This window comes from Pseudomonas sp. GW821-FHT09E12, from assembly GCF_059416085.1.
The window spans coordinates 214,970-235,754 of sequence record NZ_JBWKOM010000008.1 but is presented as its reverse complement, the minus strand read 5'-3'; the positions used below and the strand labels follow the sequence as shown (position 1 = coordinate 235,754).

Here is a 20,785-nt window from a genome sequence, read left to right as displayed (position 1 = left end):
ACGGGCCGTTCAAGGTTAGTGGCTGACGTTATCGACGGCGATGGATTCACCGCTGACATCCGCATAGTAGGGCTGGCGTTTGGCGACGATCAGGTACAGCAGGCCGGCAATGCCGGCGCCGATCAGCCAGGAGAAGGGCGAGACGCTGGCAAACCCCGGCACCAGGGCCAGGACGATGGCGATCAGCGCCGAGGGAACGAATGCCGCCACCGCCCGCAGGTTGACCCCATGGCTGTAGAAATACGCGCCTTGCGGGTGCTCGCTGTACAGTTCGGGCACGTTGATCCGGCCTTTGCGCAGCAGCCAGTAGTCGACCATGATCACCCCGTACAGCGGCCCCAGCAGGGCACCGAGCCCGGACAGGAAGTACACGATCACCAGCGGGCTGTTGTAGAGGTTCCACGGCAGGATCAGCACCGCGAGGGTCGCGCTGATCAGCCCGGCGCGGCGGAAGGTCAGGTATTTCGGCGCCAGGTTGCTGAGCACGAAGGCCGGGGCGACGAAGTTGGCCATGATGTTCACCGCCACGGTGACGATCAGGAATGCCAGGCAACCGAGCACCAGAAAGAAGGTGTTGGGGATCGAGGCGATGATTTCGGTCGGGCTTTCGATGATCTTGCCGTTGATCTGGAACTGCGCGCCGCAGAGCAATACGGTGATGGCTGCGAACACCAGGATGTTCACCGGCAGCCCCCAGAAATTGCCAATCTTGATGGTCCGGCGGCAGGGCGAGGAGCGGGCGAAGTCGCAGAAGTTGAGCACCAGTGTGCCGTAGATCGCCAGCCACAGCGCACCGCCGGCGAAGATCTGGCGCCACATCTCGCCACCGCTCAGCGGCTCCTGGATCGACCAGGCGATGCTGGCGTTGGCCTGGGTGTACATCCAGGCGGCGAGGGCGGCAACGGTCACCAGGATCACCGGGCCGGCAAAGGCCTCATAGCGCCGGACCATTTCCATGCCGTAGGCGAGGATCGCCAGCTGCACCAGCCAGATCGCCACGAAACACACCCAGCCCAGGCTCGACAGGCCGAGGATCGAGTTGTGGTCGTAGTCGGCGAAGCCGGGGTGGATGGCTGTGAGCAATACCCGGAACACCACCGAGGCCAGGTAGGTCTGGATACCGAACCAGGCGATGGCGATCACCGCGCGGATCAGCGCCGGAATCTGCGCGCCATGGATGCCGAAGCTGATACGGCTGATCACCGGGAAGGGCACGCCGGTCTTCTGGCCCATGTAGCCGGACAGGTTCATGAAGAAGTACACCAGCGCCGCGCCGATCCCCAGGGACAGGAGGATCTGCCAGCCGCCCAGGCCCAGGGCGTACAGGCCGATGGCGAAGGAGTAATTGGCGATGTTGTGCACGTCATTGGTCCACAGGGCAAAGATGCTGTAGCCACCCCAGCGCCGGCCTTCGACCTTGGTCGGCGCCAGGTCGCGGTTGTGCAGGCGCGGGCTGAGGTCGACTGGCGAAGCGGTGTCGTGGGCGATGCTGGGGTCGAGGTTGGCGTGGGTATGGGAGGAGGGCAAATCCAGTGCGATGTTATTGGAAGGACTGGTACGCATTCCGGCAGGCTCCTGATCGCGAATCCGCGCTGACTGTGCTTGAGCGCAAGGCTCGGCAGTCTTCGGCGCAGTCCGGGAATCACTGGGTTCTGGGCATCTGCAGGCGGATTCGGGAACCCGGCTTGCGGATATAAAGTGTATGTATTTTTTATTTAAGTTGTATACAAGATGCGAAACGACTTAAGCCACTTCCGTGCCAGATCCCAATCTAAGCAAGCGACCGATAATTTCGCTTTGTTCTTAATAATTTCTAAATGACTGAAATTACGAAGTTATAAATTGACCGTTCGAACAGGTATTTATTTTTCGAGGGGGTAGGGGGGGAGCGCGGTGGAGAATGGCCCAGGGAGGAGGGTGTAACTTTTTGGGGCGTAGAGGCATAAAGTGCACACAAAAATGGCACCTGTGGTGACACTTGTGTGTACAAGATTTTTACCGGGAGGAGGGGTTTCTGTAGGAGCGAAGCGGTGTGTCAGATACACCGTCTCGCGAGCAAGCTTCGCTCCTACAGAAGAAAGAGGAATTGGGGCTTTAGCCCTTGCTGATGATATTGCCGGCGTGCAGGCCACATTCCTTCTGCGTGGCTTCTTCCCACCACCAGCGGCCTTCGCGCTCATGCTGGTTTGGCAGCACAGGGCGGGTGCAAGGCTCGCAGCCGATGCTGATGAAGCCGCGTTCGTGCAGGCTGTTGTACGGCAGCTCGAGCATGCGGATGTACCCCCAGATCTCTTCGCTGGTCATCTGCGCCAGCGGGTTGAACTTGTACAGGGTGCGTTCCGGGGTGGAGAAGGCGCTGTCGATCTCCAGTACCGCCACCTGGCTGCGGGTACCCGGGCTCTGGTCGCGGCGCTGGCCGGTGGCCCAGGCGCTGACGGTGGACAGCTTGCGGCGCAGCGGCTCGATCTTGCGGATGCCGCAGCACTCGCCGTGGCCATCCTTGTAGAAGCTGAACAGGCCTTTCTCCTTGACGAAGGGCTCGAGCTTGGCGTGGTCCGGCGAAACCACTTCGATGTCGATCTTGTAGTGCTCGCGTACCTGCTCGATGAAGCGGTAGGTTTCCGGGTGCAGGCGCCCGGTGTCGAGGCTGAACACCTTGACGTTCTTGTTCAGCTTCCAGGCCATGTCCACCAGCACCACATCCTCGGCACCACTGAAAGAGATCCACAGGTCATCGCCGAACTCGGCGAACGCCAGTTTGAGAATGTCCTGGGCGGATTTTTGGGCATAGGTCGCGGCGAGTTCAGCGACATTGAACGATGGGCTCATCAGGGCGGTTTCCTACAGGTCGGTGGCGCTGAGCGCTCTAGATACTGGCGATGGTAACAAAATCCGCCCCCGGCTGGCGCGCTCCTCGCGTTGCGTGGGCCAGGTCGAATCGCTAGAGTTCGGCAGTCCTTTTGCTCGCTCGAATAACCAATACAAATGGGAGTGTCCTGTGGAAATTGCCTGTCTCGACCTGGAAGGTGTACTGGTCCCGGAAATCTGGATCGCCTTTGCCGAAAAAGCCGGGATTGAATCCCTCAAGGCGACCACCCGGGATATTCCCGATTACGACGTGCTGATGAAGCAGCGCCTGCGGATTCTCGACGAGCACGGCCTGAAGCTGTCGGACATTCAGGAAGTGATCGCCACCCTCAAGCCGCTGGACGGCGCCATCGAGTTCGTCGACTGGCTGCGCGAGCGTTTCCAGGTGGTGATTCTGTCCGACACCTTCTATGAGTTTTCCCAGCCGCTGATGCGCCAACTGGGCTTTCCCACGCTGTTGTGCCACCGCCTGGTCACCGACGACAGCGGCCGGGTGACCGGTTACCAGCTGCGCCAGAAAGACCCCAAGCGCCAGTCGGTGCTGGCCTTCAAGAGCCTGTATTACCGGGTGATCGCGGCGGGGGATTCGTACAACGACACCAGCATGCTCGGCGAGGCCGATGCCGGCATTCTGTTCCATGCCCCGGACAACGTGATTCGCGAGTTCCCGCAATTCCCGGCGGTGCACTGCTTTGCCGAGCTGAAGCAGGAGTTCCTCAAGGCGTCGAACCGTGAGTTGAGCCTGTAGGTTCGCGGCGCAGCCATCGCGGGCAAGCCTCGCTCCTACAGGTCTGCGTCGTACCACATTGCGGTGAACGACATCGACCCGGACGGCGATCCGACTTGCCCGCGATGCTTTTAAAGGCTCTGCAAGGTCTCCAGCAGCACCTTCACCTTGGTGATGGACTCCTGATACTCGGCCTGCCAGTCCGAGTCCGCGACAATCCCGCCACCGCCCCAGCAGCAGATTTGCCCATTCTTGACCAGCAGGCTGCGGATGGCGATCGAGCTGTCCATCTCGCCACGCACGTCCAGGTACAGCAACGAACCGCAATACAGCCCGCGCCGGGTCGGTTCCAGCTCGTCGATGATCTGCATCGCGCGAATCTTCGGTGCGCCGGTGATCGAGCCGCCGGGGAAGCTGCCGGCGATCAGGTCCAGGGCGTCCTTGTCGTCCGCCAGTTCGCCGGTGACGCTGCTCACCAGGTGGTGCACGTTGGGGTAACTCTCCAGGCTGAACAGCTCCGGTACCCGCACCGAGCCGATGCGGCAGGTGCGGCCCAGGTCGTTGCGCAGCAGGTCGACGATCATCAGGTTTTCCGCGCGGTCCTTGGGGCTGGCCAGCAGTTCGGCGGCGTTCGCCGCGTCTTCGGCGGCATCCTGGCCGCGCGGGCGGGTGCCCTTGATCGGCCGGGTTTCCACCTGTCGCTCACTGATCCGCACGAAGCGCTCCGGCGACAGGCTCAGCACCGCGCCACCTTCCGGCAGGCTCTGGAACCCGGAAAAAGGCGTCGGGCAGGCCGCCCGCAGCGCGCAGTAGGCAACCCACGGATCGCCAGCGCAGGGCGCGCGAAAGCGTTGGGCGAAGTTGACCTGATAGCAGTCGCCGGCCTGGATGTACGCCTGGATGCGCTCGAACGCCTGTTGGTACTGCGCGGCGCTGAGGTCAGGCAGCATCGGCCCGCTGAGTTTGAAGCTGTCGTTGGCGCTGACTGGCGCCTGGCCGAACAGGGCGATCAGGCGCTGGCGTTCGCTGGCGGCAAGCGCGGGGTGGAACACCAGTTGGCTGGTGCACTGCTGATGGTCGCTGATCAGCGCCCAGTTGTAGAGGCCGAAGCGCGCATCGGGCAGTTGCAGGTCATCCAGGGCCTGGCTGGGCAGGCGTTCCAGATGGCGTCCGAAGTCGTAGCTCAGGTAGCCGATCAGTCCGCCGGCGAAAGGCAACTGGTAAGGCGCCGGGATCGCTGCCTGGCCCAATTGATCCAGGTTGAGTCGCAGGCGTTGCAGGAAATCTTCGCCGCTTTCGTCCTTGAGGACGGCCAACTGCGTCCGTGGCCAGGCGCTGAGCAGGTCATAGCGGCCGCGTTCGGCACTGGGCCAGCCGCTGTCGAGCAGGACGGCGCCAGGGGCATGGCGGATCGCCGCGAAATACTCGGCGGGGTTGGTGCGATAGGGCAGCGGGTGTACGGAGCAGGTCGACATGCGGGGCGGATCAGCCATCGGAGGAGCGCGGCTGGCGATTGTAGTCCCCTCAGGGATTTGCTCCTAGTGGGGATGTCGGGGATTGCCCTGTTTACGACGCATTGCCCGCCTCGCCGCATACCCTGTAGCCGCTGCCGAAGGCTGCGAAAGGACCGAAGGTCCTCGGTGATGTCGAAAGCGGCGCCCGCTTCGCGGTCGGGCGCAGCCTGCGGCAGCGGTTACAGGGTTTTCCGTTGCTGTGGTTCAGCCTTCCACCGCCGGGATATGGCCGAACAGGTCCTGGGCAAACTGCACGCGCTGCTCGACGGTTTCGCTGATGCCGCGGGCTTTCAGTTCTGCCAGGTGCGCTTCGACCGCGTGGGTGCGCTGGGTCAGGCCGCAGTCGTTGGCGATCTGGATGTTCAGGCCGGGGCGGGCGTTGAGCTCGAGGATCAACGGGCCCTTTTCCTGGTCCAGCACCATGTCGACCCCGATGTAGCCCAGGCCGCACAGCTCGTAACAGCCGGCCGCCAGCTTCATGAAGCCGTCCCAGTAGGGCAGTTGCACGCCGTCCACCGCGTTGGTGGTGTCCGGGTGCTTGGCGATGATGTTGTTCAGCCAGGTGCCGCGCAGGGTCAGGCCGGTAGCCAGGTCGACACCGACGCCGATGGCGCCCTGGTGCAGGTTGGCCTTGCCGCCGGACTGGCGGGTCGGCAGGCGCAGCATGGCCATCACCGGGTAGCCCATGAGCACGATGATGCGGATGTCCGGTACGCCTTCGTAGCTGATGCTCTTGAAGATCTGGTCCGGGGTCACCCGGTATTCGATCAGCGCCCGGTCACGGTGGCCGCCCAGGGAATAGAGGCCGGTGAGGATGCTGGAGATGTGGTGCTCGATTTCTTCATGACTGATGATCTTGCCCGATACCGTGCGGTAGCGACCCTCGAAACGGTCGGCGATCACGATGATGCCGTCGCCGCCGGCGCCTTGCGCCGGCTTGATCACGAAGTCGTTGCGCCCGCCGATGATCTCGTCGAGCTTGTCGATTTCCTTCTCGGTGGAGATCACGCCGTACAGTTCCGGCACATGGATGCCGGCCTTGATCGCGCGCTCCTTGGTGATGATCTTGTCGTCGACGATCGGGTACAGGCTGCGCTTGTTGTACTTGAGCACGTAGTCCGCGTTACGCCGATTGATCCCCATGATGCCCCGGGCTTCCAGGGCCTTCCAGGTCTTCCACAGGCCGAACATTACGAATCAGCCTTGACGAAGGCTTTGAAACGGATCAGCTCGGTCAGGCGGTAGCCGCGGTAGCGACCCATCGCCAGCATGAAGCCCACCAGGATCAGCAGCATCGCCGGGAAGGTGAAGACGAAGTAGACCAGCTCCGGCACGCTCATGATCAGGTGCGCCAGGGAGGCGGCGAACAGCGTGCCGATGGCGACTTTCATCGCATGGCCGGCGCCCCGTTCTTCCCAGGTGATCGACAGGCGTTCGATGGTCATGGTCAGGATCACCATCGGGAACAGGGCCACCGACAGGCCGCGTTCCAGGCCGAGCTTGTGGCTGAACAGGCTGATGGCGGCGATCAGCACCACGACGAAGGTCAGCACCACCGACAGCCGCGGCAGCATCTGCAGCTTCAGGTGTTCCAGGTAGGACCTGAGCGACAGCCCGAGCGCGGTGATCACCGTGAACAGCACGATACCGAAGCCCAGCTGGGTTTCGCGGAAGGCCAGGGCGATCAGCACCGGGGTGAAGGTACCCAGGGTCTGCAGGCCGATCAGGTTGCGCAGCACCAGGATCACCAGCACGCCGATCGGGATCATCACCATGATCATGAAGGTCTGCTGGGTCTGCAGCGGCAGGCCGTACAGCGAGTATTCGAGGAAATTGGCGTCAGTGTTCTCGTCGGTCAGCTTGGCCAGGCGAATGGCGTTCATTTCGCTGTTGTTCAGGCTGAAGGTGACGGTGGCTTTCTTGCCGCCATCGACGGTGATCAGGCTGTCGTCACCGATCCACCACAACAGGCGGTCGCTGGGCAGGCCTTGTTCGCCGGTTTCCGGGTTGAAGTACAGCCAGTCGGTACCGTTGAAGCTGCGCAGCCACAGTTCCGGGGCCTGCGGCTGGTCGGCCACCAGGCGAATGGTGTGGACCTTTTCCATCGGCACGTGGGCGATGGACAGCAGCAGGTCGACGATCTTGGCTTTGTTCGCCGGCGACGGATCGCCCGCCAGGAGCATCTTGGCGTTGTCGTCGCTGCTGTTGTTGACCCGCTTGATGGCTTCGCTGATGAAGGTCTCGACGTCGGCCGAGTGCTGGCGGATCGGCGCGAGCAGGGCTTCGGCGGCGATCTTTTCCGGGCCTTCGACGGCGATGCTGTCGCGGAAGGTCGGGCCCTTGATCTTGGCTTTTTCCGCGGTGTAGTGCTTGGTCAGCACCAGGCGGTAGTAGAGGGTCTGGTTGCCCTTGGCGCGGCGGGCCGACCAGGTCACCTTGCGGTTGCCGTCGACGCGGTTCACCGCCACCCCGTAGTTATTGGAGATGAAGCTCTCGTTCAGGCTGACATAGTCGCGGCTCAACGGCGGCACGAACATCTGGATCTTGATCGGGTCCTTGGCGTTGGCGACGAACTCGACCTTGGCGTCGATGTTCCACAGGTCGTCGGTGGCGTCTTCGGTCACCGGGATGCCGAGCACGAAAATCTGATAGGCCGTGATCGAAATGCCCAGCACCACCAGGATGGCGATCAGGATTTTCAGATGGAGGGTAAGAGAGCGCATTGGAATTACTCTGCGGTATGAGCGTCGGTGGCGCAGGCAGGTTTGCCAGCAGCGTATTTAAGACTGGGGTCGACCAGTGCATCGAAGCGTTTGAGCGCTTCGGAACCGATCAAGAGCGGGTATTGGAATGCACTGCGGTCGGTCAAGTTCACTTCTATGCTGCGCAGGGCACCGCCCATGCAGATATCCAGCTCGATGACCGGGCGCGCGGTGTACTTCTTGTTGTTTTCCTCATCGGGGTCGTAGTCGCCGGCGCGGCGCTTGATCTTGCTGACGCGGGCCAGCGGACGTTCGATGGGGTGGGAATGGGCGGCGTCGATGGCCAGGTAAAAACGTACCCAGGACTCGCCATTGCGCTTGAAGCGCTTGATATCGCGGGCGCTGAGGGAGGCGGTCTTGGCGCCGGTGTCGAGCTTGGCGGCGACTTCCAGGTCGATCCCGGACAGTCTGGCGTATTCATTCAGACCGTAAACGGTCTTGCCGGCGGCGGCACTCAGGCCCGGCAGGCCGAGCAGGCAGAACAGTATGGAGAAGGCCTTGAGTCTCATAGATCCTGGTGCGTTGCATGGGTTCTTCAGTTCAAGGCGACTGGCATTGCTGCGCAAGCTCCCTCGTGTGCTGCCTTATTAATGTGACAGGCAAATGCGGGCGGCATTCTAGCATGCTGGTTTTATGGCGCCAGCGGCGGGGCGGGGGCTTTTGTGCCGGTTTGGTGTAAAGGGTTATTAGACGATTGTCGACAATATCTATTTTTCCTTTGACTGTTTGAGCTGTATTAGCTAATTTTTGTCGCATTGATTTTCAAGGTGTCGACAATATGCTGGATCAGCTCGATCCCCCCGCCGTGACCCAGGACGATTCGGAAACCTTGTCCGAAAACGTCTTCAGACGCATTCAGGCGGCCATCGTCAAGGGCGAGATCGCCCCGGGCAGCAAGATTTCCGAGCCGGAACTGGCGCGCACCTACGGCATCAGCCGTGGCCCGTTGCGCGAGGCGATCCACCGCCTGGAAGGCCAGCGCCTGCTGGTGCGGGTGCCCCATGTCGGGGCGCGGGTGGTGTCCCTGAGCCATGCCGAACTGATCGAACTCTATGAAATCCGCGAATCCCTGGAAGGCATGGCCTGCCGCCTGGCCGCCGAGCGCATGACCAACGAGGAAATCGACGAGCTGCGCCGGGTCCTCGATACCCACGAGCGCGACGCGGCGTTCCAGGCCGGGCTCGGCTACTACCAGCAGGAAGGCGATTTCGACTTCCATTACCGGATCATCCAGGGCGCGGGCAACCGCACCCTCACGCAGATGCTCTGCGGCGAGCTGTACCAGCTGGTGCGCATGTACCGCATCCAGTTTTCCGCCACGCCCAACCGCCCGCACCAGGCGTTCGCCGAGCACCACCGGATTCTCGATGCCATTGCCGATCGCGACGGCGAACTGGCCGAGTTGTTGATGCGCCGTCACATCGGTGCTTCCAAACGCAACATTGCCCGTCATTACCAGGACGGCGCCCCGCAGACAGCCACTCCACGAGGTGAGTCATGAGTTCCAACAACAAGAGCACTCCAGGCCAGCGCTTTCGCGATGCGGTCGCCAGCGAACGACCGTTGCAGGTGGTCGGCGCCATCAATGCCAACCATGCGCTGCTGGCCAAGCGCGCCGGGTTCAAGGCGATCTACCTGTCCGGCGGCGGGGTGGCGGCCGGCTCCCTCGGCGTACCGGACCTGGGCATCACCGGGCTGGACGACGTGCTGACCGACGTGCGCCGCATCACCGACGTCTGCGACCTGCCGTTGCTGGTGGACGTGGACACCGGTTTCGGTTCGTCGGCGTTCAACGTAGCGCGCACCGTCAAGTCGATGATCAAGTTCGGCGCGGCGGCGATTCATATCGAGGACCAGGTCGGCGCCAAGCGCTGCGGCCACCGGCCGAACAAGGAGATCGTTTCCCAGCAGGAAATGGTCGATCGCATCAAGGCCGCGGTGGATGCCCGCACCGACGACAGCTTCGTGATCATGGCCCGCACCGACGCCCTGGCGGTGGAGGGGCTGGAGTCGGCCCTGGATCGCGCCGCCGCCTGCATTGAAGCCGGCGCCGACATGGTGTTCCCGGAAGCCATCACTGAGCTGGAGATGTACAAGATCTTCGCCAACCGGGTGAAAGCGCCGATCCTGGCCAACATCACCGAGTTCGGCGCCACGCCGCTGTACACCACCGAGCAACTGAAATCCGTGGATGTTTCCCTGGTGCTGTACCCGCTGTCGGCGTTCCGCGCCATGAACAAGGCGGCGGAAAACGTCTATACCGCGATCCGTCGCGATGGCACCCAGCAGAACGTGATCGACACCATGCAGACCCGCATGGAACTGTACGACCGCATCGACTACCACACCTTCGAGCAGAAGCTCGATGCGCTGTTCGCCCAGAAGAAAAGCTGAACCCGAACGCGGTTTGACTACTGATGCAAAACCTGTAGCCGCTGCCGCAGGCTGCGATCGGCCGGCACGGCCGCGGCGCGCCTCTCGACGCAGGAGGACCTTCGGTCCTGTCGCAGCCTGCGGCAGCGGCTACATAAAGCAGTATTGGTTTTGACGATTTGCCGATTCCCTAACAAATTCAAGATTGGAGAGAGCAATGGCCGAAGCAAAAGTATTGAGTGGCGCTGGCCTGCGTGGCCAGGTGGCCGGACAGACTGCCTTGTCGACCGTGGGCCAGGCCGGTGCCGGGCTGACCTACCGGGGTTACGACGTACGCGAACTGGCGGCCGACGCGCAGTTCGAGGAAGTGGCCTACCTGCTGCTGTACGGCGAGCTGCCGACCCAGGCGCAACTGGACGCCTACACCCAGAAGCTGAGCAAGCTGCGCGACCTGCCGCAGGCGCTGAAAGAAGTGCTGGAACGCATCCCGGCCGACGCCCATCCGATGGATGTGATGCGCACCGGTTGTTCGTTCCTCGGCAATATCGAGCCGGAACAGGACTTCTCCCGGCAACGTGACGTCACCGACCGCCTGCTGGCCGCGTTCCCGGCGATCATGTGTTACTGGTACCGCTTCAGCCACGACGGCAAACGCATCGATTGCGTGACCGACGAGCCGTGCATCGGCAGCCACTTCCTGCACCTGCTGCACGGCAAGAAACCGAGCGAGCTGCACACCAAGGTGATGAACGTCTCGCTGATCCTCTACGCCGAGCACGAATTCAACGCCTCGACCTTCACTGCCCGAGTCTGTGCCTCGACCCTGTCGGACTTGTACTCCTGCGTCACCGCGGCCATCGGTTCGCTGCGCGGCCCGCTGCACGGCGGTGCCAACGAGGCGGCGATGGAGATGATCGAGCGCTTTGCTTCGCCGGAAGAGGCGATCAAGGGCACCCTCGGCATGCTCGAGCGCAAGGACAAGATCATGGGCTTCGGCCACGCGATCTACAAAGACAACGACCCGCGCAACGAGGTGATCAAGGGCTGGTCGAAAAAGCTCGCCATTGAGGTGGGCGACAAGGTGTTGTTCCCGGTTTCCGAAGCCATCGACAAGACCATGTGGGAGCAGAAGAAGCTGTTCCCCAACGCCGATTTCTACCATGCCTCGGCGTACCACTTCATGGGCATCCCGACCAAGCTGTTCACCCCGATCTTCGTCTGCTCGCGCCTGACCGGCTGGGCCGCCCATGTGTTCGAACAGCGCGCCAACAACCGCATCATCCGTCCAAGCGCCGAGTACGTCGGCGTTGAACAGCGCAAGTTCGTGCCAATCGAACGTCGCTGACCGGTGGCCCTGTCACTGGCTGAACCCAAAGCCCTGTAGGAGCGAAGCTTGCTCGCGAAGACGGAATGACATTCAACATCTATGTCGACCGTTACACCGCTATCGCGAGCAAGCTTCGCTCCTACAGAGGGCGGTTCAGTGCCGGTGCCAGCCCCACCTTTTGCAATCACCGTGACCGAGTCCTGACGATGAACACTGAATTTCGTAAACCGTTACCCGGTACCCGACTGGACTACTTCGACACCCGCGCGGCTGTCGAGGCGATCCAGCCCGGCGCCTACGACAGCCTGCCGTACACCTCGCGCGTGCTCGCGGAAAACCTGGTGCGGCGTTGCGATCCGGCGACCCTGAGCGCTTCCCTGAAGCAACTGATCGAGCGCAAGCGCGACCTCGACTTCCCGTGGTTTCCGGCCCGCGTGGTGTGCCACGACATTCTTGGCCAGACCGCCCTGGTGGACCTGGCCGGCCTGCGTGACGCCATCGCCGACCAGGGCGGCGACCCGGCCCAGGTCAACCCGGTGGTGCCGACCCAGTTGATCGTCGACCACTCGCTGGCGGTGGAGTGCGGCGGCTTCGACCCGGATGCGTTCGCCAAGAACCGCGCCGTGGAAGACCGGCGCAACGAAGACCGTTTCCACTTCATCAACTGGACCAAGAAGGCCTTCAAGAACGTCGACGTGATCCCGCCGGGCAACGGCATCATGCACCAGATCAACCTGGAGAAAATGTCCCCGGTGATCCAGGCGCGCGATGGCGTGGCCTTCCCCGATACCTGCGTTGGCACCGACAGCCACACCCCGCACGTGGATGCCCTGGGCGTGATCGCCATCGGCGTCGGCGGCCTGGAAGCCGAAAGCGTGATGCTCGGCCGGGCGTCCTGGATGCGCCTGCCGGAAATCGTCGGCGTCGAGCTGACCGGCAAGCTGCAACCGGGCATCACCGCCACCGATATGGTGCTGGCGCTGACCGAATTCCTGCGCAAGCAGAAGGTAGTGGGCGCCTACCTGGAGTTCTTCGGCGAGGGCGCCGCGGCGCTGACCCTGGGCGACCGCGCGACCATCTCCAACATGGCCCCGGAATACGGCGCCACCGCGGCGATGTTCTACATCGACCAGCAGACCATCGACTACCTCAAGCTCACTGGTCGTGAAGACGAGCAAGTACAACTGGTCGAGACCTATGCCAAACAGGCCGGCCTGTGGGCCGACAGCCTGAAGAACGCGCAGTACGAGCGCGGCTTGCAGTTCGACCTGTCCTCGGTGGTGCGCAACATGGCGGGCCCGAGCAACCCCCACGCCCGGGTGGCGACCAGCGACCTGGCGGCCAAGGGCATTGCCGGCCAGTGGGAAGAGGTGCCGGGACAAATGCCCGATGGCGCGGTGATCATCGCGGCCATCACCAGCTGCACCAACACCAGCAACCCGCGCAACGTGATCGCCGCCGGCCTGCTGGCGCGCAACGCCAACAAGCTCGGCCTGACCCGCAAACCCTGGGTCAAGTCGTCGCTGGCACCGGGTTCCAAGACAGTGGCCATGTACCTGGACGAAGCCGGCCTGACCCACGAGCTGGAGCAATTGGGCTTTGGCGTCGTGGCCTTCGCCTGCACCACCTGCAACGGCATGTCCGGCGCGCTGGACCCGGTGATCCAGAAAGAAATCATCGACCGCGACCTGTATGCCACCGCGGTGCTGTCGGGCAACCGCAACTTCGACGGGCGTATCCATCCCTATGCCAAGCAGGCGTTCCTCGCGTCGCCGCCGCTGGTGGTGGCCTATGCGATTGCCGGGACCATTCGCTTTGACATCGAGAAGGACGTGCTGGGCCTGGACGCCAATGGCAAGGAAATCCGCCTCAAGGACATCTGGCCGAGCGACGAAGAGATCGATGCGGTGGTCAAGGCATCGGTGAAACCCGAGCAGTTCCGCAAGGTGTACATCCCGATGTTCGCCATTCACGAAGACACCGGGCCCAAGGTCGAGCCGTTGTACGACTGGCGTGAGATGAGCACCTACATCCGCCGTCCGCCGTACTGGGAAGGCGCCCTGGCCGGGGCGCGCAGCCTGACCGGCATGCGCCCGCTGGCGGTGCTGCCGGACAACATCACCACCGATCACCTGTCGCCGTCCAACGCCATCATGCTCGACAGCGCGGCCGGCGAGTACCTGGCGAAAATGGGCCTGCCGGAAGAGGACTTCAACTCTTACGCGACCCACCGGGGCGACCACCTGACCGCGCAACGCGCGACCTTCGCCAACCCGAAACTGTTCAACGAAATGGTCCAGGAAGGCGGCAAGGTCAAGCAGGGTTCGCTGGCGCGGATCGAGCCGGAAGGCCAGGTCACCCGGATGTGGGAAGCCATCGAGACCTATATGCAGCGCAAGCAGCCGCTGATCATCATCGCCGGCGCCGACTACGGCCAAGGCTCGTCCCGTGACTGGGCGGCCAAGGGCGTGCGCCTGGCCGGGGTGGAAGCCATCGCCGCCGAAGGCTTCGAGCGCATCCACCGTACCAACCTGGTGGGCATGGGCGTGCTGCCGCTGGAGTTCAAGCCGGGCACCGACCGCAAGACCCTGGGCATCGACGGCACCGAAACCTTCGATGTGGTGGGCGAGCGCAAGCCGCGCGCCACGCTGACCCTGGTGATCCAGCGCAAGAACGGCGAACGGGTCGAGGTGCCGGTGACCTGCCGGCTCGACACCGCCGAAGAGGTGTCGATCTACGAAGCGGGCGGCGTGTTGCAGCGCTTTGCCCAGGACTTCCTCGAATCGGCTGTCGCCAGTTAAGTGACGTACCGGGGGCGGGCCGCAAGGCGCCGCCCTCGGTCTTTATCAGGACCGAAATCCATGGCTTTCGTAGCGCAAATCAAGATTCCCGCCACCTATATGCGGGGCGGCACCAGCAAGGGTGTGTTCTTCAGCCTGCAGGACCTGCCCGAGGCGGCGCAGCTGCCGGGCGCGGCCCGCGATGCGTTGCTGTTGCGGGTGATCGGCAGCCCCGACCCGTACGACAAGCAGATCGACGGCATGGGCGGCGCCACGTCCAGCACCAGCAAGACGGTGATCCTGTCAAAAAGCATCAAGCCCGGCCACGACGTGGATTACCTGTTCGGCCAGGTGTCCATCGACAAACCTTTCGTCGACTGGAGCGGCAACTGCGGCAACCTGTCGGCGGCGGTCGGTTCCTTCGCCATCAGCAGCGGCCTGGTGGATGCCGAGCGCATTCCGCAGAACGGCGTGGCCGTGGTGCGCATCTGGCAGGCCAATATCGGCAAGACCATCATCGCCCATGTGCCGATCACCAACGGCGCGGTCCAGGAAACCGGCGATTTCGAGCTGGACGGGGTGACTTTTCCGGCGGCCGAAGTGCAGCTGGAGTTCCTTGACCCGGCGGCCGAGGAAGAGGGCGCCGGCGGTTCGATGTTCCCCACCGGCAACCTGGTGGATGATCTGGAGGTGCCGGGTGTCGGGACTTTCCAGGCCACCATGATCAATGCCGGGATCCCGACGATTTTCATCAACGCCCGCGACATCGGCTACAGCGGTACCGAGCTGCAGGGCGATATCAACGGCGACCCCAAGGCGTTGGCGATGTTCGAGACCATTCGCGCCCACGGCGCGCTGCGCATGGGGCTGATCCAGAATCTGGATGAAGCGGCCAAGCGTCAGCACACGCCCAAGGTCGCCTTTGTCGCGCCGCCCGCGGACTACCAGGCTTCCAGCGGCAAGGCGGTGCAGGCTGCCGATATCGATCTGCTGGTGCGCGCGCTGTCCATGGGCAAGCTGCACCACGCGATGATGGGCACCGCCGCGGTGGCCATTGGCACGGCGGCGGCGATCCCCGGGACCCTGGTCAACCTGGCGGCCGGCGGCGGAGAGCGCAGCGCGGTGCGTTTCGGCCACCCGTCGGGGACCCTGCGCGTCGGCGCCGAAGTTGTGCAGGACAACGGCGAATGGAGCGTGACCAAGGCCATCATGAGTCGTAGCGCGCGGGTCTTGATGGAAGGCTGGGTACGTGTGCCCGGCGACGCGTTCTAAATCATAAACGGCCCCTGTAGGAGCGAGCTTGCTCGCGATAGCGATACCACGGTCGACATCGATGCCGACAGTCCATCCGTCATCGCGAGCAAGCTCGCTCCTACAATGGGGTGAATAAAAAAATAACCCGATCAGCCTGACCTTGAGGATGCAACCCAACCCTTGATGGAGTGAACTGCCCATGAGCGCCAACGTTGATCTGAACGAACGCCCCGATTACGACCAGGTCTTGCAGGACATCGCCGACTACGTTCTGAACTATCGGATCGAGTCCCGCGAGGCTCTGGATACCGCCCGCAACTGCTTGATGGACACCCTCGGCTGTGGCTTGCTGGCCCTGCGCTTTCCGGAGTGCACCAAGCACCTGGGGCCGATAGTGGAGGGCACGCTCGTGCCGTTTGGCGCGCGGGTGCCGGGTACCCGCTTGCGCCTGGACCCGGTCAAGGCGGCCTGGGATATCGGCTGCATTGTCCGTTGGCTGGATTACAACGACACCTGGCTCGCCGCCGAGTGGGGCCATCCTTCCGACAACCTCGGTGGCATCCTCGCCGTGGCCGATCACCTGTCGCAAAAACGCGTGGCCAATGGCGAGGCGCCGCTGACCATGCGCGCGGTGCTCGAGGCCATGATCATGGCCCATGAGATCCAGGGGGTGATTGCCCTGGAAAACTCCTTCAACCGGGTCGGCCTCGACCATGTCTTGCTGGTGAAAGTCGCCTCGACCGCGGTCACCGCCAAGTTGATGGGGGCCAACCGCGAGCAGTTGCTGGCGGCGCTGTCCCATGCCTTTGTCGATGGCCAGGCGCTGCGTACCTATCGCCATGCGCCGAACGCCGGTTCGCGCAAATCCTGGGCGGCGGGCGATGCCACCAGCCGTGGCGTGCGCCTGGCGGATATCGCCCTGCGTGGCGAGATGGGTATCCCGGGAGTGCTGAGTGCGCCGCAGTGGGGCTTCTACGACGTGCTGTTCAGCCACACCAACAAGGACCTGGCGCTCAAGCCCGAAGACCAGCGCCGTTTCAGCCTGTCGCAGCAGTACGGCAGCTATGTGATGGAAAACGTGCTGTTCAAGATCAGCTTCCCGGCCGAGTTCCATGCGCAGACCGCCTGCGAGGCGGCGGTGACCCTGCACCCGCTGGTGCGCAATCGCCTGCACGAGATTGACAGGATCGTCATCACCACCCACGAATCGGCGATCCGCATCATTTCCAAGGTGGGCCCACTGGCCAACGCCGCCGACCGCGACCACTGCATCCAGTACATGACCGCCGTGCCGCTGGCGTTCGGCAACCTGGTGGCCGAGCACTATGAAGACAGCTTCCATGCCGCCCATCCGATCATCGATCAGTTGCGCGAGAAGATGCAGGTCGTCGAGGAGCCGCGCTACACCCGCGAGTACCTGGAGGCCGACAAGCGCTCCATCGCCAATGCGCTACAGGTGTTTTTCAAGGATGGCTCGAGCACCGAGCAGGTGGTGGTGGAATACCCGATTGGCCATCGCCGGCGTCGCGCCGAAGGCATTGCGCTGCTGGAAGACAAGTTCAAGGCCAACCTGGCCACCCGCTTCACGGCCCAGCGTTCAGCGCAGATCTTTGCCCTGTGCAAGGACCAGGCGCAGCTGGAAGCCACGGCGGTGCACCGGTTCGTGGATCTGTTGGTGATTTGAGAGCAGGGCGGACCGTTGGTCCGATCGCGAGCAAGCTCGCTCCTACAAGATCTTGTAAACCATGCAGGAGCAGCCGGTCGACGTTCGATTGCTCGCGATAGCCTTCTATTGGTCAGATAACGCTACTTGAAGCGCCGCTCGACGCCTTTTTCCACGAGGATCTTCGCCGAGATCTCTTCCACCGAGAAATGGGTGGAATTGATGTGCGGAATGTTCTCGCGGCGGAACAGGTTTTCCACCTCGCGCACTTCGAACTCGCACTGGGCGTAGCTCGAGTAGCGGCTGTTGGGCTTGCGCTCGTTGCGGATGGCGGTAAGCCGGTCGGGGTCGATGGTCAGGCCGAACAGCTTGTGCTGGTGGGCGCGCAGGGCCGTCGGCAGCTGCAGGCGTTCCATGTCGTCTTCGGTCAGCGGGTAGTTGGCGGCGCGGATCCCGAACTGCATGGCCATATACAGGCAGGTCGGGGTCTTGCCGCAGCGCGACACGCCGACCAGGATCAGGTCAGCCTTGTCGTAGTAGTGGGTGCGGGCGCCGTCGTCGTTGTCGAGGGCGAAGTTCACCGCCTCGATCCGCTCCATATAGTTGGAGTTGCCGCCAATGGAGTGGGACTTGCCGACCGAGTACGACGAGTGCTCGCTCAACTCCAGCTCCAGGGGGGCGAGGAAGGTCGAGAAGATGTCGATCATGAAACCATTGGACGTCGCGAGGATCTCACGGATGTCCTGATTGACGATGGTGTCGAAGATAATCGGGCGAAACCCGTCCTTTTCGGCGGCGATGTTGATTTGTTGTACCATGGCCCGCGCTTTATCTACGCTGTCGATATACGGCCGCGTGATTTTGCTGAAGGTAATGTTTTCGAACTGCGCCAGGAGGCTCTGGCCGAGGGTTTCAGCGGTGATGCCGGTACCGTCGGAGATAAAGAAAGCAGATCGTTTCATTTGCACCTTGGGCCTTAAGCTAGTGACGAATCTTGGATATGATAGGCGCGATTTGCCGGCCTCCAATGGCCCGCATTCTCACTTATTTTCCAGGTCCAGGCCATACAGCTGGCAAGCGCTCCCCCGAGCAGCCGGCTTCTGAGCTTTTCCAACACAGTTAGTGGAGAGATCACCTTGGTAGAGTACGTAGTTTCCCTCGATAAGCTCGGCGTCCATGATGTAGAGCATGTGGGGGGCAAGAACGCATCCCTGGGCGAGATGATCAGTAACCTTGCAGGCGCCGGTGTATCCGTCCCTGGAGGCTTTGCCACGACGGCCCAGGCCTATCGTGATTTTCTCGAATTGAGCGGTCTTAACGACCAGATCCACGCCGCGCTCGACGCCCTGGACGTCGATGACGTGAATGCTCTGGCCAAGACCGGCGCTCAGATCCGTCAATGGATCATGGAAGCCGAGTTCCCCGAGCAACTGAATAGCGAAATCCGCACCGCGTTCGCCAAGCTGTCCGCGGGCAACCCTGACATGGCCGTGGCCGTGCGCTCCTCGGCCACCGCCGAAGACCTGCCGGACGCTTCCTTCGCCGGCCAGCAGGAAACCTTCCTCAATATCCGTGGCGTCGAGAACGTCATTCGCGCCGCCAAGGAAGTCTTCGCTTCCCTGTTCAACGACCGCGCCATTTCCTACCGCGTGCACCAGGGCTTCGACCATAAGCTGGTCGCCCTGTCTGCCGGCGTGCAGCGCATGGTGCGTTCGGAAACCGGTACCGCCGGCGTGATGTTCACCCTCGACACCGAGTCGGGCTTCCGTGATGTGGTATTCATCACCGGTGCCTACGGCCTGGGTGAAACCGTCGTTCAAGGTGCGGTGAACCCGGACGAGTTCTACGTCCACAAAAGCACCCTGCAAGCCGGTCGCCCGGCCATCCTGCGCCGCAACCTGGGCAGCAAGGCGATCAAGATGATCTACGGCGACGAAGCCAAGGCCGGTCGCTCGGTCAAGACCGTCGACGTCGACAAGGCTGATCGCGCGCGTTTCTGCCTGACCGACGCCGAAGTCAGCGAGCTGGCCAAGCAGGCGATGATCATCGAGAAGCACTACAAGTGCCCGATGGACATCGAATGGGCCAAAGACGGCGACGACGGCAAGCTGTACATCGTCCAGGCCCGTCCGGAAACCGTGAAGAGCCGCACCCAGGCCAACGTCATGGAACGTTACCTGTTGAAGGAGACCGGCACCGTGCTGGTGGAAGGTCGCGCCATCGGCCAGCGCATCGGCGCCGGCAAGGTGCGGATCATCAAGGACGTGTCGGAGATGGACAAGGTCCAGGCCGGCGACGTGCTGGTATCCGACATGACCGACCCGGACTGGGAGCCGGTGATGAAGCGCGCCAGCGCCATCGTCACCAACCGTGGCGGCCGTACCTGCCACGCCGCGATCATTGCGCGCGAGCTGGGGATTCCGGCCGTTGTCGGTTGCGGCAATGCCACCGAACTGTTGAAAGACGGCCAGGGCGTGACCGTGTCCTGTGCTGAAGGCGACACCGGTTTCATCTTCGAAGGCGAGCTGGGCTTCGACGTGAAGAAAAACTCCGTCGACGCCATGCCGGAGCTGCCGTTCAAGATCATGATGAACGTCGGCAACCCGGACCGCGCCTTCGACTTCGCCCAGCTGCCGAACGCCGGTGTTGGCCTGGCTCGCCTGGAGTTCATCATCAACCGTATGATCGGCGTGCACCCCAAGGCGCTGCTGAACTACGCCGGCCTGCCCCATGAAATCAAGGACAGCGTCGACAAGCGCATCGCCGGTTACAACGAGCCGGTCGGTTTCTACGTCGACAAGCTGGTTGAAGGCATCAGCACCCTGGCTGCGGCCTTCTGGCCGAAAAAAGTCATCGTGCGCCTGTCGGACTTCAAGTCCAACGAATACGCCAACCTGATCGGCGGCAAGCTCTACGAGCCGGAAGAAGAAAACCCGATGCTGGGTTTCCGCGGCGCTTCGCGTTACATCAGCGAATCCTTCCGTGACTGCTTCGAGCTCGAATGCCGCGCCCTCAAGCGCGTGCGCAACGACATGGGCCTGACCAACGTCGAGATCATGGTGCCGTTCGTCCGTACCTTGGGTGAAGCCAGCCAAGTGGTGGATCTGCTGGCCGAAAACGGTCTCAAGCGCGGTGAAAACGGCCTGCGCGTGATCATGATGTGCGAGCTGCCTTCCAACGCGATCCTGGCCGAAGAGTTCCTCGAGTTCTTCGATGGTTTCTCCATCGGCTCCAACGACCTGACCCAGCTGACCCTGGGCCTGGACCGCGATTCGGGCATCATCGCGCACCTGTTCGACGAGCGTAATCCGGCGGTCAAGAAACTGCTGGCCAACGCCATCGCCGCTTGCAACAAGGCCGGCAAATACATTGGTATTTGCGGCCAGGGCCCGTCCGACCATCCGGACCTGGCCAAGTGGTTGATGGAACAGGGCATCGAAAGCGTCTCGCTGAACCCGGATTCCGTACTGGAAACCTGGTTCTTCCTGGCCGAGGGGCAGGGTGCGGTCTAAGCGGA

15 protein-coding genes are annotated in these 20,785 nt (G+C 62.7%); 8 read left to right on the top strand and 7 right to left on the bottom strand.

The window, feature by feature from the left end:
• Positions 1-15: 15 nt before the first annotated feature.
• Both AC07PQ_RS23520 and AC07PQ_RS23515 read right to left on the bottom strand, forming a co-directional pair.
• Complete coding sequence (locus tag AC07PQ_RS23520) at positions 16-1,563, bottom strand: NCS1 family nucleobase:cation symporter-1 (RefSeq protein WP_493185281.1); 1,548 nt, start codon at positions 1,561-1,563, stop codon at positions 16-18.
• Positions 1,564-2,094: 531 nt separating this feature from the next.
• Positions 2,095-2,829, bottom strand: a complete 735-nt coding sequence (locus tag AC07PQ_RS23515) for a phosphoadenylyl-sulfate reductase (protein ID WP_007930635.1) — start codon at positions 2,827-2,829, stop codon at positions 2,095-2,097.
• A gap of 169 nt (positions 2,830-2,998) precedes the next feature.
• On the opposite strand from AC07PQ_RS23515, the gene thrH reads away from it, so the two are divergent.
• Positions 2,999-3,616 carry a bifunctional phosphoserine phosphatase/homoserine phosphotransferase ThrH gene (thrH, locus tag AC07PQ_RS23510; RefSeq protein WP_493185280.1) on the top strand — a complete coding sequence of 206 codons (618 nt, stop codon included), beginning with the start codon at positions 2,999-3,001 and terminating at the stop codon, positions 3,614-3,616.
• 110 nt (positions 3,617-3,726) lie between these two features.
• Here the strand turns inward: thrH and pabB are convergent, their stop codons facing one another.
• From pabB to rloA, 4 genes are all read right to left on the bottom strand, one after another.
• Complete coding sequence (gene pabB / locus AC07PQ_RS23505; RefSeq protein ID WP_493185279.1) at positions 3,727-5,070, bottom strand: aminodeoxychorismate synthase component I; 1,344 nt, start codon at positions 5,068-5,070, stop codon at positions 3,727-3,729.
• 243 nt (positions 5,071-5,313) lie between these two features.
• Positions 5,314-6,300 carry an alpha-L-glutamate ligase-like protein gene (locus AC07PQ_RS23500; RefSeq protein WP_007930638.1) on the bottom strand — a complete coding sequence of 329 codons (987 nt, stop codon included), beginning with the start codon at positions 6,298-6,300 and terminating at the stop codon, positions 5,314-5,316.
• Positions 6,300-7,832 carry an osmotic stress tolerance membrane protein RloB gene (rloB, locus tag AC07PQ_RS23495; RefSeq protein WP_493185278.1) on the bottom strand — a complete coding sequence of 511 codons (1,533 nt, stop codon included), beginning with the start codon at positions 7,830-7,832 and terminating at the stop codon, positions 6,300-6,302. The genes AC07PQ_RS23500 and rloB overlap by 1 nt, the downstream gene beginning before the upstream one ends.
• Positions 7,833-7,837: 5 nt before the next feature.
• Positions 7,838-8,380 carry a retropepsin-like aspartic peptidase RloA gene (gene rloA / locus AC07PQ_RS23490; RefSeq protein WP_007930640.1) on the bottom strand — a complete coding sequence of 181 codons (543 nt, stop codon included), beginning with the start codon at positions 8,378-8,380 and terminating at the stop codon, positions 7,838-7,840.
• A 269-nt stretch (positions 8,381-8,649) separates the two neighbouring features.
• Between rloA and AC07PQ_RS23485 the strand changes: the two genes are divergently transcribed.
• From AC07PQ_RS23485 to prpD, 6 genes are all read left to right on the top strand, one after another.
• Entirely contained in the window at positions 8,650-9,372 is a 723-nt protein-coding gene (locus AC07PQ_RS23485) for a GntR family transcriptional regulator (RefSeq protein ID WP_101337259.1), read from the top strand.
• Positions 9,369-10,265 carry a methylisocitrate lyase gene (gene prpB / locus AC07PQ_RS23480; RefSeq protein ID WP_025804289.1) on the top strand — a complete coding sequence of 299 codons (897 nt, stop codon included), beginning with the start codon at positions 9,369-9,371 and terminating at the stop codon, positions 10,263-10,265. The genes AC07PQ_RS23485 and prpB overlap by 4 nt, the downstream gene beginning before the upstream one ends.
• Before the next feature lie 196 nt (positions 10,266-10,461).
• Positions 10,462-11,589, top strand: coding sequence for a bifunctional 2-methylcitrate synthase/citrate synthase (prpC, locus tag AC07PQ_RS23475; protein WP_007927495.1), 1,128 nt, complete (start codon positions 10,462-10,464; stop codon positions 11,587-11,589).
• A gap of 188 nt (positions 11,590-11,777) precedes the next feature.
• On the top strand, positions 11,778-14,372 hold the full coding sequence (acnD, locus tag AC07PQ_RS23470) for a Fe/S-dependent 2-methylisocitrate dehydratase AcnD (protein ID WP_493185277.1): 2,595 nt from the start codon (positions 11,778-11,780) through the stop codon (positions 14,370-14,372).
• Positions 14,373-14,432: 60 nt separating this feature from the next.
• Positions 14,433-15,623, top strand: coding sequence for a 2-methylaconitate cis-trans isomerase PrpF (gene prpF, locus AC07PQ_RS23465; RefSeq protein WP_493185276.1), 1,191 nt, complete (start codon positions 14,433-14,435; stop codon positions 15,621-15,623).
• Positions 15,624-15,804: 181 nt separating this feature from the next.
• Positions 15,805-17,289 (top strand): 2-methylcitrate dehydratase, encoded by a 1,485-nt coding sequence (gene prpD, locus AC07PQ_RS23460; RefSeq protein WP_493185275.1) that lies wholly within the window; start codon positions 15,805-15,807, stop codon positions 17,287-17,289.
• Between the two features lie 122 nt (positions 17,290-17,411).
• Here the strand turns inward: prpD and ppsR are convergent, their stop codons facing one another.
• Positions 17,412-18,230 carry a posphoenolpyruvate synthetase regulatory kinase/phosphorylase PpsR gene (gene ppsR, locus AC07PQ_RS23455; protein WP_007927505.1) on the bottom strand — a complete coding sequence of 273 codons (819 nt, stop codon included), beginning with the start codon at positions 18,228-18,230 and terminating at the stop codon, positions 17,412-17,414.
• A gap of 174 nt (positions 18,231-18,404) precedes the next feature.
• On the opposite strand from ppsR, the gene ppsA reads away from it, so the two are divergent.
• A complete protein-coding gene (gene ppsA, locus AC07PQ_RS23450) occupies positions 18,405-20,780 on the top strand; it encodes a phosphoenolpyruvate synthase (protein WP_493185274.1) in 2,376 nt (791 codons plus the stop codon).
• Positions 20,781-20,785 lie beyond the last annotated feature (5 nt).